Genomic DNA, 19,238 nt, shown 5'->3' on the forward strand with positions numbered 1-19,238 from the left:
CGCCCTGTCGGGGACGCTGGGTGATCTTGGTTCCGCCTGCCCACCAACGTTGGGGGACATATGTCCGGGCGTACGAACACCACGAGATTCCGGGTCCGCAGGGACTCCGTACCTACCGCTCGCCACCACGTCAGAGCGCTCCTGACGGAGTGGAAGCTCGGCGGCCTCGTCGACACCGCCGCGCTCATCACGAGCGAACTGACGGCAAACGTCGTTCAACACGCCAAGGGGACGGGCGACTTCTTCGAACTCGCCCTGCGCCGTCGCGACGGCGTCCTCGTCATCGAGGTCTCCGACTCGTTCCAGTGGCAGATGCCGGAGCTGAGGGAGCCGAGCGAGGAGGACACCTCGGGGCGCGGGCTGCTGATCGTGGACGCGCTCTCGTCGCAGTGGGGCGTTCGGCCTCGTGAGACGGGCAAGACGGTCTGGGCTCATCTGCCGATCAGGCGTGGGGGGCCACCGTGCCGGGCGGGGTGATGCTGCCGCGCGCCTACTGGTGCCACGCCGATCTGACGAGTGCGCCGTTCCGCCCGTACGGGCCGCCGCGCGATCTGATCACGACGGCTCCGGGTGAGGCGGTGGAGTGGCTGTGTGATTCCGTACGGGCTGTCGTGCCGTGGCGGGAGTGGCCGTTGTGCCACGGGATACCCGGTCGGCTCGGGCATCACCGTACGGTGCGGGCGGCCGTGCGCGAGTTGCGCAGGGGCAGGCCGTACGACTTCGGACTGATGACCCCGGCCGGGGGCTGCGTCTGGACCATCCGCCCCGTATCCGTACTCCCCACGGCTGACCACTGACGGCGGGCCGGGCCGTCTCCCTAGCCGGGGCCGCCGGGGTCCGCAGGGATCCGGCTGTGGATGTCCTCGACCATGTTCCGCATGGCCAGATGGAAGACCTCCGCCTGGTCGGAGCCGAGGAACGTGGTGTGCCCGAACACCTCCAGGGCGACGAGCCCGTGCATATGTCCCCACGCGCTCAGGAGGAGGGACACCGCCGGGGGCGGCAGGGCTCCGAGGCCGTCCGGTGGCAGGTGTCCCAGCCGCGTCCGGAGCGAGGACGAGAGTTCGAGGGGGCTGGCCTCCGCGAGCTGGGCCGTGGTGAACCCGTCGAACAGCATGCTCTGGAAGACCGCGCTCATCCGCCGGACGGCCTGGGTGGTGGGACCCCCGACGGGTGCCTGGTAGTGCCGCAGCGGTGCCCCGTAGATGAGCTGGAACCGCTCGGGGTTCTCGGTGGCCCAGCGGCGGTAGCCCTCGGCAGCGATCACCATGCCCGGCATGGCGGTGTGGTCCGGCGCCGCAGTGTCGTCCGGGGCCGCGGCGTGGTTCTGCGCGGTGTCGACGGCGGCCCGTACGGCGTCGGCGAGGTCGTCGTACGCCTTGGCGACCAGCGCCGTGACGAGATGGTCCCGGCTCGGAAAGTAGTGGTAGAGCGCCTGCACGGTCATCCCGAGACTCCGGGCGACCGCGCGCAGGGACAGGGCGGCGGGCCCGTGCTCGGCGATGTGTTCCTCGCCGGCGGTCAGGATCTCGCGTACGGCGACGGCCCGGCGCCGCTCGCGCAGGGACGGCGGGCCGGTTGCGGGTTGGGCCGGGGGCTCGGCTGGGGGCATGGGTGACCGTTCGACGGAGTTTTCACGACATCGGCAGACTGAAACTGTCAGAAGAATCTAACACTGCCAAATTTCCTCAGCCGTCGCTAGCGTGATCTACGCGACGGGGAGCACGACACCGCATCCCCTCGCACGACCGGGCCCCTACGCCTTCGCCAGGGCGGACCGATCCGGCGCGCACACGCGCCGGTTCCCCGTCCTCCCCGTCTGCACTGTCGAACTGGGCTCCGGTCTCCCCCCACCAGCGCCGAGTCCCAGGGAGCCATCATGACCACAGCCATATTCCGGACGAATCGCCGTGTGCGGCGGGGCGCATGGGCGTTGTTCGCCGTCTCGGCGGTCGGTATGGCCCTGTACAGCGCGCCCGCCTATCTGACCGGCGACCCGTCACAGAGCAAGATCCCCATCAACCCCGACGTGGCCCTGCACTACCTCTCCATCGTCGTCCACGCCCTGCCCGCGAGCCTCCTCCTGCTGCTCGGACCGGTGCAGTTCGTCCCCGCGCTCCGGCAGAAGTACGGCAAGGCGCACCGGATCGTCGGCCGCGTGTACATGGTCAGCGTCCTGATCGCTTCCGTGGCGGCGATCCTGGCGGCGACGTTCTCCGTCGACGGTTTCACCGCACAGGTCGCCTTCTTCCTGCTGACGGCGGCCTGGCTCTACTCGCTGGCCCAGGCGTATCTGACGATCCGGCGGGGTCAGGTCCAGCTGCACCGCATCTGGATGATCCGCAACTACGCGCTCTCCTTCGCCGCCGTCGTTCTGCGCGTCTTCCTGATCACCGGGCTGGCACTCCGCTCGCGGTACGACTGGCTGAGCTTCGAGGACGTCTACGCCACCTCGGTCTGGGCATCCATCCTCGTCAGCGCGGGAGTCGCCGAGTGGTTCATCGTCCAGCGCACCCTTAAGCCTCTCGCCCGCAGCCGCCGCCGGCCCAATGTCACCGCCACCACCGGCTCCACCGCCCCGGACCGCCCGACCACCACCACCGCCGGAGCAGGGGCCGTACCCGCGTAGCGGCGGCCGTGGCCTCTGCTGCGTCGCGGGCCCTGGTGAGACGGCCGGCCGAACCCGTCAGCGCACCGCAGGAATCCAGCGGTACTGGAGTTCCGGGCGGCCGATCTGGCCGTACTGAGGGCTGCGGGCCGCGCGGCCCTCGGTGACCAGGTGTTCCAGGTAGCGGCGGGCGGTGATGCGGGAGATGCCCACGGCCGTGCCCGCCTCAGTGGCGGTGAGGCCGGTGGCCGATTCGCGCAGGGTGCGGGTGACGGCTTCCAGGGTCGGGCCGCTGAGGCCCTTGGGGAGGGTGCCGCCCTGGGGGGCGCGGAGGGCGGAGAGGGCGCGGTCGACTTCGTCCTGGCCGCTGGCCTCGCCGGCGGCGGCGCGGAACTCGGCGTAGCGGGAGAGGCGGTCGCGGAGGGTGGCGAAGGTGAAGGGCTTAAGGACGTACTGCACCACACCGAGCGACACGCCTTCGCGCACGATGGTGAGATCGCGGGCGGACGTGACGGCGATGACATCGGCCGAGTGGCCCGCGGCGCGCAGGGAGCGTACGAGGTGCAGCCCGTGGCCGTCGGGGAGGTAGAGATCGAGGAGGAGCAGATCGACCGCGGTCCGCTCCAGGACCCGGACGGCCTCGGAACGGGAGTGGGCCACCCCCGCTACGGCGAAGCCGGTGACCCGGGCGACGTAGAGCGCGTGCGCGTCGGCTGCGACGGGGTCGTCCTCGACGACCAGGACCCTGATGGGCCCGCCGTCTCCGCTCACGGTGCTCATGCGGGTACCTCCGTGACAGCCCGCACTCTGATGGACCCGCCGTCTCCGCTTGCCGCGCTCATGCGGGTGCCTTTGTGTCAGCCAGGGTCCTGATGGACTCGCCGTCTCCGCTCACGGTGCTCATGCGGGTACCTCCGAGACAGCCCGCACCCCTGATGGGCCCGCCGTCTCCGCTCGCCGCGCTCATGCCGATACCTCCGTGCGCAGGGGCAGCCGTACGGTGAACTCCGCGCCGCCGTCCGGGCCGTGGGCGAGCGTCACCGTACCGCCGACCCGGTGGACGGTCTGGCGGACCAGCGCGAGGCCGAGGCCGCGGCCGGAGCCGTGGGTGGACCAGCCGCGGTGGAAGACGTCGTCGGCGCTCGCCGGGTCGACGCCCTCGCCGGTGTCGTACACCCGGATGAGGAGTTCGCCGTCGTCGGCGCGCGCGGCGACCGTGACGCGGGCCCGTGCGGGGCGCGCGGAGGCGGCCTCCGACGCTGCCTCCACCGCGTTGTCGATCAGATTGCCCAGGATGGTGACCACGTCCCGGGCGGGCAGTGACGGCGGCAGCACCCCGTCGTCGATACGGCTGTCGGGCGCCAGCACCAGTTCCACACCGCGTTCGTTGGCCTGGGCGGTCTTGCCCAGCAGCAGGGCCGCGAGGACCGGTTCGCCGACCGCGCCGACGACCCGGTCGGTGAGGACCTGGGCCAGTTCGAGTTCGGCGGTGGCGAAGTCGACGGCTTCGTCCGTGCGGCCCAGTTCGATGAGGGAGACCACGGTGTGCAGGCGGTTGGCGGCCTCGTGGGCCTGGGAGCGCAGGGCCTGGGTGAAGCCGCGCTCGGAGTCCAGTTCGCCGGAGAGTGCCTGGAGTTCGGTGTGGTCGCGCAAGGTCACGACGGTGCCGCGCTGTTCGCCGCCGACCACCGGGCTGGTGTTCACCACGACCACCCGGTCGGCGGTCAGATGGACCTCGTCGACCCGGGGACCGGACGCCAGCAGCGCCTCCGTGAGCGGGGCGGGCAGTCCCAGTTCGGCGACGGGCCGGCCCACCGCGTCCTCGCCCAGGCCGAGCAGTTCCCGCGCGCCGTCGTTGAACAGCGCGATCCTGCGCCGCCCGTCGAGCATGACCAGCCCCTCGCGCACCGCGTGCAGCGCGGCCTCGTGGTAGTCGTGCAGCCGACTCAGCTCGGCCGCGTTCATGCCATGGGTGTGCCGCCGCAGCCGGGCGTTGATCACATACGTGCCGAGTCCGCCGAGCGCCAGCGCCGCGCCCGCCACCGCGAGGAGCGCGGCGACCTGTCCGCGGACCTGCTCGCTGATCCGCTGGACGGTGATACCGGCGCTGACGAGCCCGGTGATCCGCCCGTTGTCGTACACGGGCACGACGGTCCGGATCGAGGAGCCGAGCGTTCCGGCGTAGCGCTCGCTGTGGATCCTGCCCGCCAGGGCCTGTTCGGTGTGGCCCAGATACTTGCCGCCGATCCGGTCCGGCTCGGGGTGCGTCCAGCGGGTGCCGTCGGGGGCCATGATCGTGATGAACGTGACGCCCGCGTCCTGGCGCAGGCCCTCCGCGTACGGCTGGAGCGCGTCCGTGGGGCGCTCGGTGCGCGCCGCCGCGATGACCGAGGGGGAGCGGGCGACGGCGGTCGCGGTGGCCGTGGACTGGAGCCGGGCGGTCTCTTCGGCCTGGGCGCGGTCGGTGACGTACGCGAAGAGGGCGCAGCCCGCCACGATGGCGGCGACCAGGACGACCTGCATCGCGAAGAGCTGGCCCGCGAGGCTGCGCGGGCGGCGTATGCGCATGGGCCACAGTCTGCACGCCGGATTTCGCGGGGACGATGCGCAGGGGGGCTTGGAGGAGGCTTGGAGGGGGCGCGGGGGTTCGGGCACGCGGTGTGCGGTGGCCGGTCGGGGTGGACGCGGGTGGGCGCGGGCGTGGTCGGTCGGGGCGGACGCGGGTGTGGTGAGTTGGGGCGGATGCGGGCGTGGTGGGTCGGGGCGGATGAGGCGTCGCGGGGTGCGAGGTGGGAGGGCGCACGCGGTTTCGCGTGAACGAAAGGCACGTAACCGTGACGGGCGTCACAGAGTGATGAATAGTCGCGGCAGTCCATACGGGACACGGACTGCCCCCGACTCGCTCTAGGAGGACCCCCGTGGCTGCTGTGGCAGGCCCAAGGGACCGCACCCACTATCTGTACATCGCCGTCATCGCGGCGGTGGTGCTCGGCATCGCGGTGGGCTTCGCCGCCCCCGGGGTCGCCGTCGAGCTGAAGCCCATCGGCACCGGTTTTGTGAACCTCATCAAGATGATGATCTCGCCGGTCATCTTCTGCACGATCGTGCTGGGCATCGGCTCGGTGCGCAAGGCGGCCAAGGTCGGCGCGGTCGGCGGACTGGCGCTCGGCTACTTCCTGGCGATGTCGACGGTCGCGCTGGCCATCGGGCTGCTCGTCGGCAATGTGCTGGAGCCGGGCTCCGGGCTCCATCTGACCGAGGCGGCGCGCGAGGCGGGCGACAAGGCAGCCGAGGGTGCGGGCGGCGAGTCCACCGCGGACTTCCTGCTGGGGATCATCCCCACCTCCCTGGTCTCCGCCTTCACCGGCGGCGAGGTGCTCCAGACGCTGCTGGTCGCCCTGCTGGCCGGGTTCGCGCTCCAGGCGATGGGCGCGGCAGGTGAACCGGTGCTGCGCGGTATCGGGCACATCCAGCGGCTGGTGTTCCGTATCCTCGCCATGATCATGTGGGCCGCTCCGGTCGGCGCGTTCGGCGCGATCGCGGCGGTGGTCGGCGAGACCGGCCTGGACGCGCTGAAGTCGCTCGCCGTGATCATGATCGGCTTCTACGCGACCTGTGCGCTCTTCGTCTTCGTGATCCTGGGCGCGCTGCTGAAGCTGGTCGCGGGCATCAATCTGTTCTCCCTGCTGAGGTATCTGGGCCGGGAGTTCCTGCTGATCCTCTCCACGTCGTCGTCGGAGTCGGCGCTGCCCCGGCTCATCGCGAAGATGGAGCACATGGGTGTCAGCAAGCCCGTGGTCGGAATCACCGTGCCGACCGGCTACTCGTTCAATCTCGACGGCACCGCGATCTATCTGACGATGGCCTCGCTCTTCATCGCCAACGCGATGGGCGACCCGATGTCCGCGTCCGAGCAGATCTCCCTGCTGATCTTCATGATCATCGCCTCGAAGGGCGCGGCCGGGGTCACCGGCGCGGGTCTGGCGACGCTGGCGGGCGGCCTCCAGTCGCACAAGCCGGAACTGGTCGACGGTGTCGGACTGATCGTCGGCATCGACCGCTTCATGAGCGAGGCACGGGCGCTGACCAACTTCGCGGGCAACGCGGTGGCCACCGTACTGGTCGGCACCTGGACCAAGGAGATCGACAAGGAGCGGGCAGGCGAGGTGCTCGCGGGGCGGATCCCGTTCGACGAGAAGACCCTGCTGGACGACGGGCACGGGCATGGGCACGGGCATGGGCACGAGCATGGGCACGAGCAGGAGCACGGGCACGAGCACGGACATGGCCACGACACCGCCGGACCCGCTGACGCGCGGCGGGGTCCGGCCGCCGCCGCCGTACCGGAGGACCGTGGGCAGGCGGATGCACCGGAGAGCCGCGAGGGGCCGGACGGGCCGGACGTACCGGAGAACCACGAGGACGCGGACGTACCGACAAAGGTCTGACCAGCGGCGGCGTGCCAGGACGCACAGAGTGTGGGACCGTTGGCCCATGCCGCCCTACCCCCGGTAACCAGGGCGTGGTCCGGTGGCCAGACCCCCTCCCAACCTCGGCCCACCGCGCCACCGCCCGTCCCGCCCCGGCCCCGCCCTCCGCTTCCCCCATGGCGGAGGGCCCGGCCGGGGCACACCGGGTTCCGGGGCCGTCCGCCGCCTCCGGGGCCGCCAGTTGCCCGCGGGTCCGCCTGTTGCCTTCACCCCGGCGTCAAGGATTACGGTCGGGGACATGCGAATCGGCGAGCTGGCGCGGCGGGCCGGGACCACCACCCGCACCCTGCGCTACTACGAGTCGCGCGGTCTGCTGCCCGCGCGGCGCACCGGAAACGGCTACCGCGCCTACGGCGAGGACGACCTGCGTCTGCTCCAGCAGATCCGGACCCTCCAGGACTTCGGGTTCGATCTGGAGGAGACCCGTCCCTTCGTCGAATGCCTGCGCGCGGGCCACCCGGCGGGCGACTCCTGCCCCGCCTCGCTCGCCGTCTACCGGGCCAAACTCACCGAGCTGGACGCCCTCATCGCACAGCTCCGCTCGGTCCGCGAGCACGTGGGCACCCAGCTCGCGCGGGCCGAGGCGGAGCTGACGGGCGGCCCGGAACCACGCTGCGAATTCGGAGGGACTACACCATGATCAAGGCAGTAGGCGTCGCGACCGTCACGGACGAGAACTTCGCCACCGAGGTCCTGCTCAGCGACCTCCCCGTACTCGTCGAGTTCACCGCCGACTGGTGCGCCCCGTGCCGCCAGATCGCCCCGGTCCTCAGCGCCCTCGCCCGCGAGGAGGCCGACCGTCTCACCGTCGTCCAGATCGATGTGGACTCCAACCCGGAGACCACCACCCGCTACGGCGTCCTGTCCACGCCCACCCTGATGGTGTTCCGCGACGGCGAGCCCGTGAAGTCGATGGTCGGCGCCCGGCCCAAGCGGCGGCTGCTCCAGGAACTGGAGGACGTCGTGCCGGTCTGAGGCACGCCCGCCGCGATCCGGGCGGCTCCGGCAGCGCACCGAAAAATACCCCGCCGTCGAATTGACGGGCGGGGTATTTCGCTGGGTATATTGAGTGTTTCCATGTCCACCGGACATATGGGCACAGAAATACTCACTGATGACACCATAGCGCGTCGGGAGCTGAATTGTCAACCGAGGAATTGCAGAAAGAGCAGCAATTCGTCACCGTCCTCTACGAGCGTCTCGAAGCGCTCCGCGAGGAGGCCGCGGCAGCCGTACGATCCACGATCGGGCAGGTCAGCACCGGTCTCCAGGCGCGCGTCGAGCGGGATGTCAGTGTCGCCGGCTATTCCGCCGAGCTGGCCGCGCTGAATGCCGTCGACTCCGGGCTCTGTTTCGGGCGCCTCGATCTCCGGGACGGCGGACACCATCACATCGGGCGTATCGGAATCCGCAGGGACGACCCCGAGCGCACCCCCCTTCTCATCGACTGGCGCGCGCCCGTCGCCCGGCCCTTCTATCTCGCGACCGGGTACGAACCGATGGGGCTGCGCCGCAGGCGGCACATCACCACCGAAGGGCGCACGGTCACCGCGCTCCACGACGAGATCCTCGATCTCGCCGACGCCACCCGCACCGGGCACGAGGACCCCGGCGGGGACGCGGTGCTGCTCGCCGCGCTCGGCGCGTCGCGAACCGGGCGGATGGCTGACATCGTGCAGACGATCCAGGCGGAGCAGGACCGCATCATCCGCGCCCCACGGCACGGCATCCTCGTCGTCGAGGGCGGGCCCGGGACCGGGAAGACCGCCGTCGCGCTGCACCGGGCCGCGTATCTGCTCTACGCGCACCGCGAGCAGCTCGCCCGCCGCGCGGTGCTGATCGTCGGGCCGAACCCGGCGTTCCTCGGCTATATCGGCGAGGTGCTGCCCGCGCTCGGCGAGACCGGCGTTCTGCTGGCGACCATGGCGGAGCTGTTCCCCGGCGTACGGGCCGAGGGGACCGACACCCCCGCCGCCGCCGAGGTCAAGGGCCGCGCCGCGATGGCCGGGGTGCTCGCGCGGGCCGTACGCGACCGGCAGACCCTGCCCGAGACGGTTCCGTACGGGGTCTACGGGGACCACGGCGCGTACGAGGCCGAGAACACCGTCCCCGAGCCGGCCCTGGAGATCGACCACGAGCAGTACGGGACCCTGCGGCTCGACCGGGAGATGGCCTACGACGCCCGCGACCGGGCCCGCGCCACCGGGCTGCCGCACAACCTCGCCCGGCCCCACTTCGCCTTCCGGATCATCGACGCCCTCACCGGGCAGCTCACGGACCGGCTCGGCGCGGACCCGTACGGCGGGCCCAACCTCCTCGGGCCCGACGACATCGCCCAGCTCGGCAAGGAGATCGCCACCAGCGCCGGGGTGCACGCGGCGATCGAGGAACTGTGGCCCGCCCTCACCCCCGAGCGGCTGGTCGCGGACTTCCTCGCCGACCCCCGGCCGGGTGACGGTCTGTCCGACGGGGACGCCGAGACGATCCGGCGGGCCGGGGGACCGTGGACGCCCGCCGACGTACCGCTGCTCGACGAGGCCGCCGAACTCCTCGGCTTCGACGACAGCGCCGAGCGGGCCGCGGCCGAGGCCGAACGGCAGGAGCGCATCGCCTACGCCCAGGGGGTGCTGGAACTCTCCGCGGGCTCCGCGACCTATGAGTTCGAGGACGAGGAGTCCGAAGTCCTCGCCGCCCACGACATCATCGACGCCGAGCGGATGGCCGACCGCCAGGAGGAGACCGACGACCGCAGCGCCGCGGCCCGCGCCGCCGCCGACCGCACCTGGGCCTTCGGGCACATCATCGTCGACGAGGCCCAGGAACTGTCCGCGATGGCCTGGCGGCTGCTGATGCGCCGCTGCCCGACCCGTTCGATGACCCTGGTCGGCGACCCCGCCCAGACCGGCGACCCGGCCGGGCTCGGCTCCTGGGACGCGATCCTCGAACCGTACGCCGGTGACCGCTGGACCCACACCCGGCTGGGCGTCAACTACCGTACGCCCGCCGAGATCATGGAGGTCGCGGCGGCCGTACGGCGGGCGACCCAGCCCGGGTTCGAGCCCCCGCGCTCGGTGCGGTCGACCGGGGTGGCGCCCTGGATCGAGCGTACGGAGGACATCGGCGGGGCCGTCCGCGCGGCGATCGCCCGGGAGACGCCCGAGCAGGGGCGGCTCGCGGTCATCGCTCCGCGCGAGCTGCACGGGGTGCTGGGCGAGGCGGGCGGCCCCGGACGCGGCCCCGGATTCGGATCGGGACCTGTCGATCTGACCCGGCGGGTCGTGCTCCTGGAACCCCGCGAGGCGAAGGGGCTCGAATTCGACTCGGTGATCGTGGTGGAGCCCGCGCTGTTCGGCGTGAGCGATCTGTATGTGGCGTTGACGCGGGCGACGCAGCGGGTGGGGGTTGTGCACACGGGGCACCTGCCGGTGGGGCTGGGGTAGTTGTGCGCGCGCCGCGCCGCTTGTCGGGGCTCCGCCCCGAACTCCGCGCCTCAAACGCCGGCGGGGCTGGTTTTCGACCCGGGTGCGCATATTCAGCCCGTCCGGCGCTTGAGGACATGTCTGCGACCCGGACCCGGTTCAGTGCGGCCGCAGCCACACCGTCGCCAGCGGGGGCAGGGTGAGCAGGAGAGAGCAGGGGCGGCCGTGGGACGCCGTGGGGTCCGACTTCACCGGGTCGGGGTTGAGGACGTCGCCGCCGCCGTAGCGGGCCGAGTCGGTGTTGAGCAGCTCCGTCCAGGCGGGGGTCAGGTCCGGGACGCCGAGGCGGTACTCGTGGCGGACGACGGGGGAGAAGTTGCTCACGGAGAGCAGGGGGGCACCGGAGGCGTCGTAGCGGAGGAAGGCGAAGACGTTGTCCTCGGCGGCGTCGCCGTCGACCCAGGAGAAGCCGCCGGGGTCGGTGTCGCGCTGCCACAGGGCGGGGGTCGCGCCGTACACCGTGTTGAGGTCGCCGACCAGCAGCCGTACACCCCGGTGGTCGGGCTCGGCCGCGTACGAGGGGTCCAGGAGCCACCAGTCCGGGCCGTGGGACTCGGACCACTCGGCGCCCTGGGCGAACTCCTGGCCCATGAAGAGGAGTTGCTTGCCGGGGTGGGCCCACATGAAGCCCAGATACGCGCGGTGGTTGGCGCGCTGCTGCCACCAGTCGCCGGGCATCCGGCCCACCAGCGACCGCTTGCCGTGGACCACCTCGTCGTGGGAGATCGGCAGGAGGTAGTTCTCGCTGTACGCGTAGACCATCGAGAAGGTCATCTCATGGTGGTGGAACTTGCGGTGCACCGGTTCGTGGGAGACATAGCCCAGCGAGTCGTGCATCCAGCCCATGTTCCACTTCAGCCCGAACCCGAGGCCCCCGAAGCCACCGGGCCCCACATGGTGGGTGGCGCGGGTGACCCCGTCCCATGCGGTGGACTCCTCGGCGATGGTGACCACGCCGGGGCAGCGCCGGTAGACCGTGGCGTTCATCTCCTGGAGGAAGGCGACCGCGTCCAGGTTCTCCCGGCCGCCGTGTTCGTTCGGCGTCCACTCGCCGTCCTCGCGCGAGTAGTCGAGGTAGAGCATCGAGGCGACGGCGTCCACCCGCAGCCCGTCGATATGGAACTGCTCGCACCAGTAGACCGCGTTGGCGACCAGAAAGTTGCGCACCTCCTTGCGGCCGTAGTCGAACTCCAGCGTGCCCCAGTCCGGGTGCGCCGCCCGCGCCGGGTCCCCGGGCTCGTACAGCGGTCTGCCGTCGAACTCGGCGAGCGCCCAGTCGTCGCGCGGGAAGTGCGCCGGGACCCAGTCCATGATCACGCCGATGCCCGCCCGGTGCAGCGCGTCGACCAGATGGCGGAAGTCGTCCGGGGTGCCCATCCGGGAGGTCGGGGCGTAGAAGCCGGTGACCTGGTAGCCCCAGGAGCCCCCGAAGGGGTGTTCGGCGAGCGGCATCAGCTCGACATGGGTGAAGCCGAGGTCCTTCACGTACTGAGGTAGCTGGAGGGCGAGCTGCCGGTAGGTCAGACCGGGCCGCCAGGACGGCAGATGCACCTCGTAGACCGAGAGCGGCGACTCATGGATCGCGCGGTCGCCCCGGTGCGCCATCCACTCCTCGTCCCGCCACACATGGTGGGACTCGGTCACGATGGAGGCGTTGGCGGGTGGCACCTCGGCACGCCGGGCCATCGGGTCGGCGCGCATGGTGTGCGATCCGTCGGGGCGCATGATCTGGAACTTGTAGAGCGCGCCTTCGAAGACCCCCGGCACGAACAGCTCCCACACCCCCGTGGAGCCCAGCGACCGCATCGGGAAGCCGGTCGGGTCCCAGTAGTTGAAGTCGCCCGCCACCCGCACCCCGCGCGCGTTCGGTGCCCAGAGCGTGAACCGGGTGCCGGTGACGCCCTGGTGGACCATCGGATGCGCGCCCAGCGCCCGCCACAGCTCCTCGTGGCGGCCCTCGCCGATCAGATGGAGATCGAGTTCGCCGAGTGCGGGCAGAAAGCGGTACGGGTCGTGCGCCTCGATCTCGTGGACACCGGCCGCCTCGCCGTCTCCGCCGGGAGACTCGTCGCTGTCGCTGTCGCTGTCGCTGTCACCGTCGCTGTCGTAGGCGACCAGCAGCCGGTAGTCCGGCACCGCCCGCAGCGGCAGCGTCCCCGAGAAGAACCCGTCGCCGTCCTCGCGCAGCTGTGCCCGCAGCCCCTTGGCGAGCACGGTCACGGACCGGGCGCAGGGGCGCAGCACCCGCAGTTCGACGCCCGCGCGGCCGATGTGCGCGCCGAGCAGGGCGTGCGGATCGTGGTGGCCGCCCGACAGCAGCCGCTCCCGCTCGCCCGGGTCGAGCGGCCGGGCGGCCCGTACGCCATGGCTGCCCGCCGATCGCGCCCGGGGGGCGGGCGACTTCTTCCCACGGGGTTTCGGCCCCCGCTCCGCCGCCGGGTCGGACGCGGCGGGCTCCGGCGAAGGCACGGACGACGGCTTACGGGACGGGGGGCGGGCGCTCACGGGGTTCGGGCCTCCTTGGCCTGGGGACGCGGGCTGATGGTGCACGGCGGACAAGAGGGGCACAACATGCTGGTGGTGCACGACGGACAAGGGGTCACAGCAGGGCGGCGGCGGCCAGGCGTTCGATCGCCGCCATCGGCACCGGCAGCCAGTCGGGCCGGTGCCGGGCCTCGTAGACGACCTCGTACACGGCCTTGTCCGTCTCGTACGCGCGCAGCAGTTCGGGCTCCGCGCGCGGGTCGGCGCCCGCCGCGTCGGCGTAGCCCTCGCAGTACGCCGTACGGCAGCGCTCGGCCCAGCCGGGGCTCCAGGGGCGGTGGGTGCGGGCCGCGTAGTCGAAGGACCGCAGTATCCCGGCGATGTCCCGTACGGGGGGCTGCGGCCGGCGGCGCTCGGTCAGCGGCCGGGCGGGCTCGCCCTCGAAGTCGATGAGGGACCAGTACGCGTCCGCGTACAGCGCCTGGCCGAGATGGAGGTCGCCGTGCACGCGCTGCGCCCGGCAGGTCCGGTCCGCGCGCCCGAGGGCGGCGACCGCGTCGAAGGCGGTCCGCAGACGGGGGGCGAAGGGCGTCAGCGCGGGCACGGCCCGCGCGGCCTCGTCGAGGCGGCGGTGCATCGCCGCCGCCAGTTCCTCGGTGTCGGCCCGGCGCAGGGGCACCGTGGGCAGCGCGTGTGCCAGCGCGGTGTGCACCTCGGCGGTGACCCGGCCCAGCGCGCGGGCCTCTTCGGTGAAGGTCCGCCCGGCGGCCAGCGCGTCCAGCGCGAGACGCCAGCCGTCCTTCGAGCCGCGCAGAAACGGCTGGAGCACCCCGAGGGTGTACGGGTGCGGCGCGCTCGCCTCGTACCAGGCGACGGGTACCGGCACCTGGTCGCAGCCGGCGCGGGCGAGCGCGAGCGGCAACTCCAGATCGGGGTTGGGGCCCGGCTGGACCCGCCGGAAGATCTTGAGGATGTACGCGTCACCGAAGACCAGCGACGAGTTGGACTGCTCGGCCTCCAGCGGCCGGGGGGTGAGACCGCGCGGCACGGCGGACGCCGGGTCGAACCGCTCGAAGCGCAGGGGGCCCAGGGCCCCCGGGGTGCGCAGCCGTTCCAGGAGCAGTTCCGTCAGGTGTGGATCGTGCAGCCCCTCGTACACCGTGCGCCCGGCGAGCGGGCCGTCGGCGGGCCGGCCGATCAGGGCGGGGGCGAGCGCGGGCGGCAGGGCCTCGCGCACCCCGAGCACGAGTTGATAGCAGTCCTGCGGCGGGCCGGCCGGTTCGGCGGCCGGGCCGGGCCCCCGTACCCCCACCAGCAGATGCAGCAGCCCGGGCCCCGGGCCGTCCAGCGGCAGCAGTTCGGTGGCCGAGACCAGGGAGAAGCCGGTGACCGGTCTGCCCTTCCCGGCGAACCAGCGCTGGCGTGGCAGCCAGGCGTGCAACAGGGGCGCGAGGGACGGGAGCAGTGCGACGGGAGTCCGGGTGGATGCAGCCTCCGGCATGAATCGCGCCCTTTCCCCGAGATACACCCTATTGACGCTTAATGCGTAGAGTGTCCCGGATCAGGGCGTTGACTGTCCGGCGGCGCGCGGGGGTGACGCGGAGAGTGCCCGGTGCGGGGCGGTGGAATCCGCCCCGCGGGAGGTACGGTCCGGTCCGCCCCCGGCGGTCGGGCGGGCGCGGGCGCGGGCGTATGCGGGTCGGCCCGGGCGTACGAGCCGCCGGCCCGCGTGGACGAGGGCCGGGTCGCCCCGGGGGTTCACGAGGCCCCCAGGGGATCAGGCGATCCGGCGATCCGGCGTGCCGGGCGATCCGGCGATCGGGGAGGGGCTCCCGGCAATCAGGAGGCCGTCGTCGTGTCCCTCCGCAGCCGGAACCAGTAGAACCCGTGGCCCGCCAGCGTGAGCAGATACGGCCACTGCCCGATGGCGGGGAAGCGCACCCCGCCGATCAGTTCGACCGGGTGCCGGCCGGTGAACTCCCGCAGATCCAGCTCAGTGGGCTGGGCGAACCGCGAGAAGTTGTGGACGCAGAGCACCAGGTCGTTCTGGTACTCCCGGGTGAAGGCGAGCACGGCGGGGTTGGTGGAGGGCAGTTCGGTGTACGAGCCGAGTCCGAAGGCGGGGTTCTGCTTACGGATCTCGATCATCCGCCGGGTCCAGTGCAGCAGCGAGGAGGGGCTGCTCATCGACGCCTCGACATTGGTGACCTGGTAGCCGTAGACCGGGTCCATGATGGTCGGCAGATAGAGCCTGCCGGGGTCACAGGAGGAGAATCCGGCGTTCCGGTCAGGGGTCCACTGCATGGGGGTGCGGACCGCGTCCCGGTCGCCGAGCCAGATGTTGTCGCCCATCCCGATCTCGTCGCCGTAGTACAGGATCGGCGATCCCGGCAGCGACAGCAGCAGCGCGGTGAACAGCTCGATCTGGTTGCGGTCGTTGTCCAGGAGGGGCGCGAGCCGCCGCCGGATGCCGATGTTGGCCCGCATCCTGGGGTCCTTGGCGTACTCCGCGTACATGTAGTCGCGCTCTTCGTCCGTGACCATTTCGAGGGTCAGCTCGTCGTGGTTGCGCAGGAAGATGCCCCACTGGCAGTTCTGCGGAATCGCCGGGGTCTTGGCGAGGATTTCCGAGACCGGGTAGCGGGACTCCCGCCGGACCGCCATGAAGATGCGCGGCATCACCGGGAAGTGGAATGCCATATGGCATTCGTCGCCGCCCTGCCGGTAGTCGCCGAAGTAGTCGACGACATCCTCCGGCCACTGGTTGGCCTCGGCGAGCAGCACGGTGTCGGGGTAGTGCGCGTCGATCTCCTTGCGGACCCGTTTGAGGAAGGAGTGGGTGGCGGGGAGGTTCTCGCAGTTGGTGCCCTCCTGCTGGTAGAGGTAGGGCACGGCGTCCAGCCGGAAGCCGTCGATGCCCAGGTCCAGCCAGAAGCGCAGGGCCGAGATGATCTCCTCCTGGACGGCCGGGTTCTCATAGTTGAGATCCGGCTGGTGGGAGAAGAACCGGTGCCAGTAGTACTGCCCCCGTACGGGGTCGAAGGTCCAGTTCGACGTCTCTGTGTCGACGAAGATGATCCGGGCGTCCCGGAACTGTTTGTCGTCGTCCGCCCAGATGTAATAGTCGCCGTAGGGACCGTCCGGGTTGCTGCGGGACTGCTGGAACCACTCGTGCTGATCGCTCGTATGGTTCATGACGAAGTCGATGACGACCCGCATACCGCGCTGGTGGGCGGCGTCCACGAACTCGACGAAGTCGGCGAGATCGCCGAACTCCGGCAGTACCGATGTGTAGTCGGCGACGTCGTAACCGCCGTCCCGCAAGGGGGACTTGAAGAACGGCGGCAGCCAGAGGCAGTCGACTCCCAGCCACTGGAGATAGTCGAGCTTGGCGGTGATGCCCTTGAGGTCTCCGACGCCGTCCCCGTTGCTGTCCTGAAAGGACCGCACAAGGACTTCGTAGAAGACCGCCCGCTTGAACCAGTCGGGATCCCGGTCCTTGGCCGGGGTGTCCTCGAACAGGTCGTGCACGGGCTCGTTGACGATCATGATGTGGGTGACCCTCCGGTCGGCGGGGACGGTCGCAGAACGACGATGTGCGCGGGCCTGAGGCCCGGCTCCAGGCGCACATATGTGGCTCTGCCCCAGTGATAGGTCTCGCCGGTGAGCTCGTCGCGCACCGGTGCGGACTCATGCCAGGCGAGGCCGAGTCGCGGCATGTCCAACGAGACCGTGGCTTCCTGGGTGTGGTGGGGGTCGAGGTTGACGACGGCGAGGACCGTGTTCGAGCCGGAGCGCCCGGACCGCTTCGAGTACGCGATGACCGCCTCGTTGTCCGTGGGGTGGAAGTGGATGTCGCGCAGTTGCTGGAGCGCGGGGTTACGGCGTCTGATCCGGTTGAGGGTGGTGATCAGGGGTGCGATCGTACGGCCCTCGCGCTCGGCGGACTCCCAGTCGCGCGGGCGCAGTTCGTACTTCTCGGAGTCCAGGTACTCTTCGCTGCCCGCCCTGACCGGGGTGTTCTCGCACAGCTCGTACCCCGCGTACACGCCCCAGCTCGGCGACAGCGTCGCCGCCAGCACCGCCCGCACCTCGAAGGCCGGCCGGCCGCCCTGCTGGAGATAGGCGTGCAGGATGTCCGGGGTGTTCACAAAGAAATTGGGACGCATGTACGAGGCGGTCTCGCCGGACAGCTCGGTGAGGTACTCCGTCAGCTCGTGCTTGCCGGTGCGCCAGGTGAAGTAGGTGTACGACTGCTGGAAGCCGACGCCCGCCAGAGCGCGCATCATCGCCGGGCGGGTGAACGCCTCGGCCAGGAAGATCACATCGGGGTCGGTGCGGTTGATGTCCGCGAGCACCTGTTCCCAGAAGACCACGGGCTTGGTGTGCGGGTTGTCCACCCGGAAGATCCGTACGCCGTGCGCCATCCACAGCCGCAGCACCCGCAGGGTCTCCTGGACAAGACCGCGCATATCGGTGTCGAAGTCGATGGGGTAGATGTCCTGGTACTTCTTCGGCGGGTTCTCGGCGTACGCGATCGAGCCGTCGGCCCGGTGGCGGAACCACTCCGGGTGCTCGCGCACCCAGGGGTGGTCGGGCGAGCACTGAAGCGCGAAGTCGAGGGCGACCTCCATCCGCAGGGCGCGGGCGGTGGCCACGAAGTGGTCGAAGTCCTCGAAGGTGCCGAGGTCGGGGTGGAGCGCGTCATGGCCACCGTCCGGGGAGCCGATGGCCCAGGGGACGCCGACATCGTGCGGGCCGGGGGAGAGGCTGTTGTTGGGGCCCTTGCGGAAGGTGGTGCCGATGGGGTGGACGGGGGGCAGATAGACCACGTCGAAGCCCATCGCGGCGACGGCGGGCAGCCGCTCGGCGGCGGTGCGGAAGGTGCCGGAGACCGGCGGGGCGCCCTCGGTGAGCACCGCGCCCTCGGAACGCGGGAACAGCTCGTACCAGGAGCCGTACAGGGCCCGCCGCCGCTCCACCAGCAGGGGCAACGGCCGGGAGACCGTCACCAGTTCGCGCAGCGGATGGCGGGCGAGGACGGCGCCGGCGCCGGGGGCGAGGGCGGCGGCGAGCCGGGCGGCGGCCGGGCGGGCCGTGTCCCGCAGCGCGTCGACCACCGCGAGCACCGTCTCCCGGCCGTCGCCCTTGGGCACCCCGGCGGCGGCCCGCTCGTACAGCTCCGCGCCCTCCTGGAGCACCAGCGCGGTGTCGATGCCCGCCGGGATCTTGATCCGTGCCAGGTGGAGCCAGCAGGTGACCGGATCGCTCCACGCCTCGACGGCGTAGCTCCAGCGGCCCACGGCGTCCGGCGTGATGTCGGCACCCCAGCGGTCGGTGCCGGGGGCCAGCTCCCGCATGGGGGTCCAGGGGCCGGGCCGGCCGCTGGGGTCGCGCAGCGCGACATTGGCGGCGACGGCGTCGTGCCCCTCGCGGAACACGGTGGCGCTGACCTGGAAGGTCTCGCCGACGACGGCTTTCGCGGGCCTCCTGCCGCAGTCGACTTGGGGGCTGACGTCCAGGACGGGGATACGACCGATCATGGGCTCACCTGAGGGCTGTTTGGGCAGGACGTTGTGAGGTTGTTTCAGATATATGCCGATTTCGTAAGTTTCGTCAGCTCTTTGTAACTGCTCAGTCGACGACTGGCGGGCTGGGGGCATGGCCCCTCCTGTCCGCGTTCACTCGGTGGGCGGAAAGAACTGGGCGGAATGACCGTGGATACGTATGGGTGTTCGGGCGGGTAGGGGCTGGTCCGGCCGTACGCGTCCGGGCCGGCCGGTACCTTCCCGCCGGCCGGTACCTCCCGTCCGGCCGGGACCGGATGTGCCGACCGGTACCGGATGTGCCGACCGGGCCGGGCTGTACGTCCGGTCCGTACGTCCGGTCCGTATGCCCGGTCCGTATGTCCGGGTTGTACGTCCGGTCCGTCCGTACCCGCTGGTTGGTGCGTCCGGGCCGGGCACGGCAGGGCGCCGCCGGACCGAGGCCGGACCCGTCCGGTGCGTCCGTACAGCATCCATGAGTGCTCATGAGCACGGTCGAACGCCCGTGGCACCCGTGGGTGCACATGGCCACTCGTGAGCGCGTGGAGCGCTCGTCTGCCCATGGTGCCCGCCGCACCGGTCGGGTGCGGCGGACCGGGCGGCTGCCGGGCGGGTCGGCCCGGTCCTGGAC

The 19,238-nt window shown here is 71.3% G+C and carries 13 protein-coding genes and 1 pseudogene; 7 read left to right on the forward strand and 7 right to left on the reverse strand.

What is annotated here, in order from left to right; genetic code table 11:
- Positions 1 to 60: 60 nt before the first annotated feature.
- Together ACWF94_RS02860 and ACWF94_RS02865 are read left to right on the forward strand one after the other, a co-directional pair.
- A complete protein-coding gene (locus ACWF94_RS02860; RefSeq protein ID WP_453484041.1) occupies positions 61 to 477 on the forward strand; it encodes an ATP-binding protein in 417 nt (138 codons plus the stop codon).
- On the forward strand, positions 462 to 797 hold the full coding sequence (locus ACWF94_RS02865) for a hypothetical protein (protein WP_453484043.1): 336 nt from the start codon (positions 462 to 464) through the stop codon (positions 795 to 797). Before ACWF94_RS02860 ends, ACWF94_RS02865 begins: the two co-directional genes overlap by 16 nt.
- Before the next feature lie 20 nt (positions 798 to 817).
- Here ACWF94_RS02865 and ACWF94_RS02870 read toward each other — a convergent pair whose 3' ends face one another.
- The gene (locus ACWF94_RS02870; protein ID WP_453484044.1) at positions 818 to 1,612 is read right to left on the reverse strand and encodes a TetR/AcrR family transcriptional regulator; all 795 of its coding nucleotides are present in this window, start codon (positions 1,610 to 1,612) and stop codon (positions 818 to 820) included.
- Positions 1,613 to 1,879: 267 nt separating this feature from the next.
- On the opposite strand from ACWF94_RS02870, the gene ACWF94_RS02875 reads away from it, so the two are divergent.
- Positions 1,880 to 2,629: a DUF2306 domain-containing protein gene (locus ACWF94_RS02875; RefSeq protein ID WP_453484046.1), complete on the forward strand. Its 750-nt coding sequence runs from the start codon at positions 1,880 to 1,882 to the stop codon at positions 2,627 to 2,629.
- Between the two features lie 57 nt (positions 2,630 to 2,686).
- Here ACWF94_RS02875 and ACWF94_RS02880 read toward each other — a convergent pair whose 3' ends face one another.
- Positions 2,687 to 3,388, reverse strand: coding sequence for a response regulator (locus tag ACWF94_RS02880; RefSeq protein WP_453484048.1), 702 nt, complete (start codon positions 3,386 to 3,388; stop codon positions 2,687 to 2,689).
- A gap of 183 nt (positions 3,389 to 3,571) precedes the next feature.
- Entirely contained in the window at positions 3,572 to 5,176 is a 1,605-nt protein-coding gene (locus tag ACWF94_RS02885; protein WP_453484049.1) for a sensor histidine kinase, read from the reverse strand.
- A gap of 350 nt (positions 5,177 to 5,526) precedes the next feature.
- On the opposite strand from ACWF94_RS02885, the pseudogene ACWF94_RS02890 reads away from it, so the two are divergent.
- The 4 genes and pseudogenes from ACWF94_RS02890 to ACWF94_RS02905 form a co-directional block, all read left to right on the forward strand.
- A pseudogene (locus ACWF94_RS02890) lies at positions 5,527 to 6,831 on the forward strand (cation:dicarboxylate symporter family transporter); the annotation flags it as partial.
- A 505-nt stretch (positions 6,832 to 7,336) separates the two neighbouring features.
- Complete coding sequence (locus ACWF94_RS02895; protein WP_453484051.1) at positions 7,337 to 7,738, forward strand: MerR family transcriptional regulator; 402 nt, start codon at positions 7,337 to 7,339, stop codon at positions 7,736 to 7,738.
- The gene (trxA, locus tag ACWF94_RS02900; RefSeq protein WP_453484052.1) at positions 7,735 to 8,073 is read left to right on the forward strand and encodes a thioredoxin; all 339 of its coding nucleotides are present in this window, start codon (positions 7,735 to 7,737) and stop codon (positions 8,071 to 8,073) included. Before ACWF94_RS02895 ends, trxA begins: the two co-directional genes overlap by 4 nt.
- Positions 8,074 to 8,255: 182 nt before the next feature.
- Positions 8,256 to 10,538 carry a HelD family protein gene (locus tag ACWF94_RS02905; protein ID WP_453484061.1) on the forward strand — a complete coding sequence of 761 codons (2,283 nt, stop codon included), beginning with the start codon at positions 8,256 to 8,258 and terminating at the stop codon, positions 10,536 to 10,538.
- Positions 10,539 to 10,676: 138 nt separating this feature from the next.
- Here ACWF94_RS02905 and glgB read toward each other — a convergent pair whose 3' ends face one another.
- From glgB to ACWF94_RS02925, 4 genes are all read right to left on the reverse strand, one after another.
- Positions 10,677 to 13,082 carry a 1,4-alpha-glucan branching enzyme gene (gene glgB / locus ACWF94_RS02910; RefSeq protein ID WP_453484054.1) on the reverse strand — a complete coding sequence of 802 codons (2,406 nt, stop codon included), beginning with the start codon at positions 13,080 to 13,082 and terminating at the stop codon, positions 10,677 to 10,679.
- A gap of 94 nt (positions 13,083 to 13,176) precedes the next feature.
- Positions 13,177 to 14,562 (reverse strand): maltokinase N-terminal cap-like domain-containing protein, encoded by a 1,386-nt coding sequence (locus tag ACWF94_RS02915; protein WP_453484056.1) that lies wholly within the window; start codon positions 14,560 to 14,562, stop codon positions 13,177 to 13,179.
- Between the two features lie 338 nt (positions 14,563 to 14,900).
- Positions 14,901 to 16,610 carry a maltose alpha-D-glucosyltransferase gene (gene treS / locus ACWF94_RS02920; protein WP_453484058.1) on the reverse strand — a complete coding sequence of 570 codons (1,710 nt, stop codon included), beginning with the start codon at positions 16,608 to 16,610 and terminating at the stop codon, positions 14,901 to 14,903.
- Positions 16,607 to 18,604 carry a maltotransferase domain-containing protein gene (locus ACWF94_RS02925; RefSeq protein WP_453484059.1) on the reverse strand — a complete coding sequence of 666 codons (1,998 nt, stop codon included), beginning with the start codon at positions 18,602 to 18,604 and terminating at the stop codon, positions 16,607 to 16,609. The genes treS and ACWF94_RS02925 overlap by 4 nt, the downstream gene beginning before the upstream one ends.
- Between the last annotated feature and the right edge of the window lie 634 nt (positions 18,605 to 19,238).

Source organism: Streptomyces sp. NPDC055078, assembly GCF_053607985.1.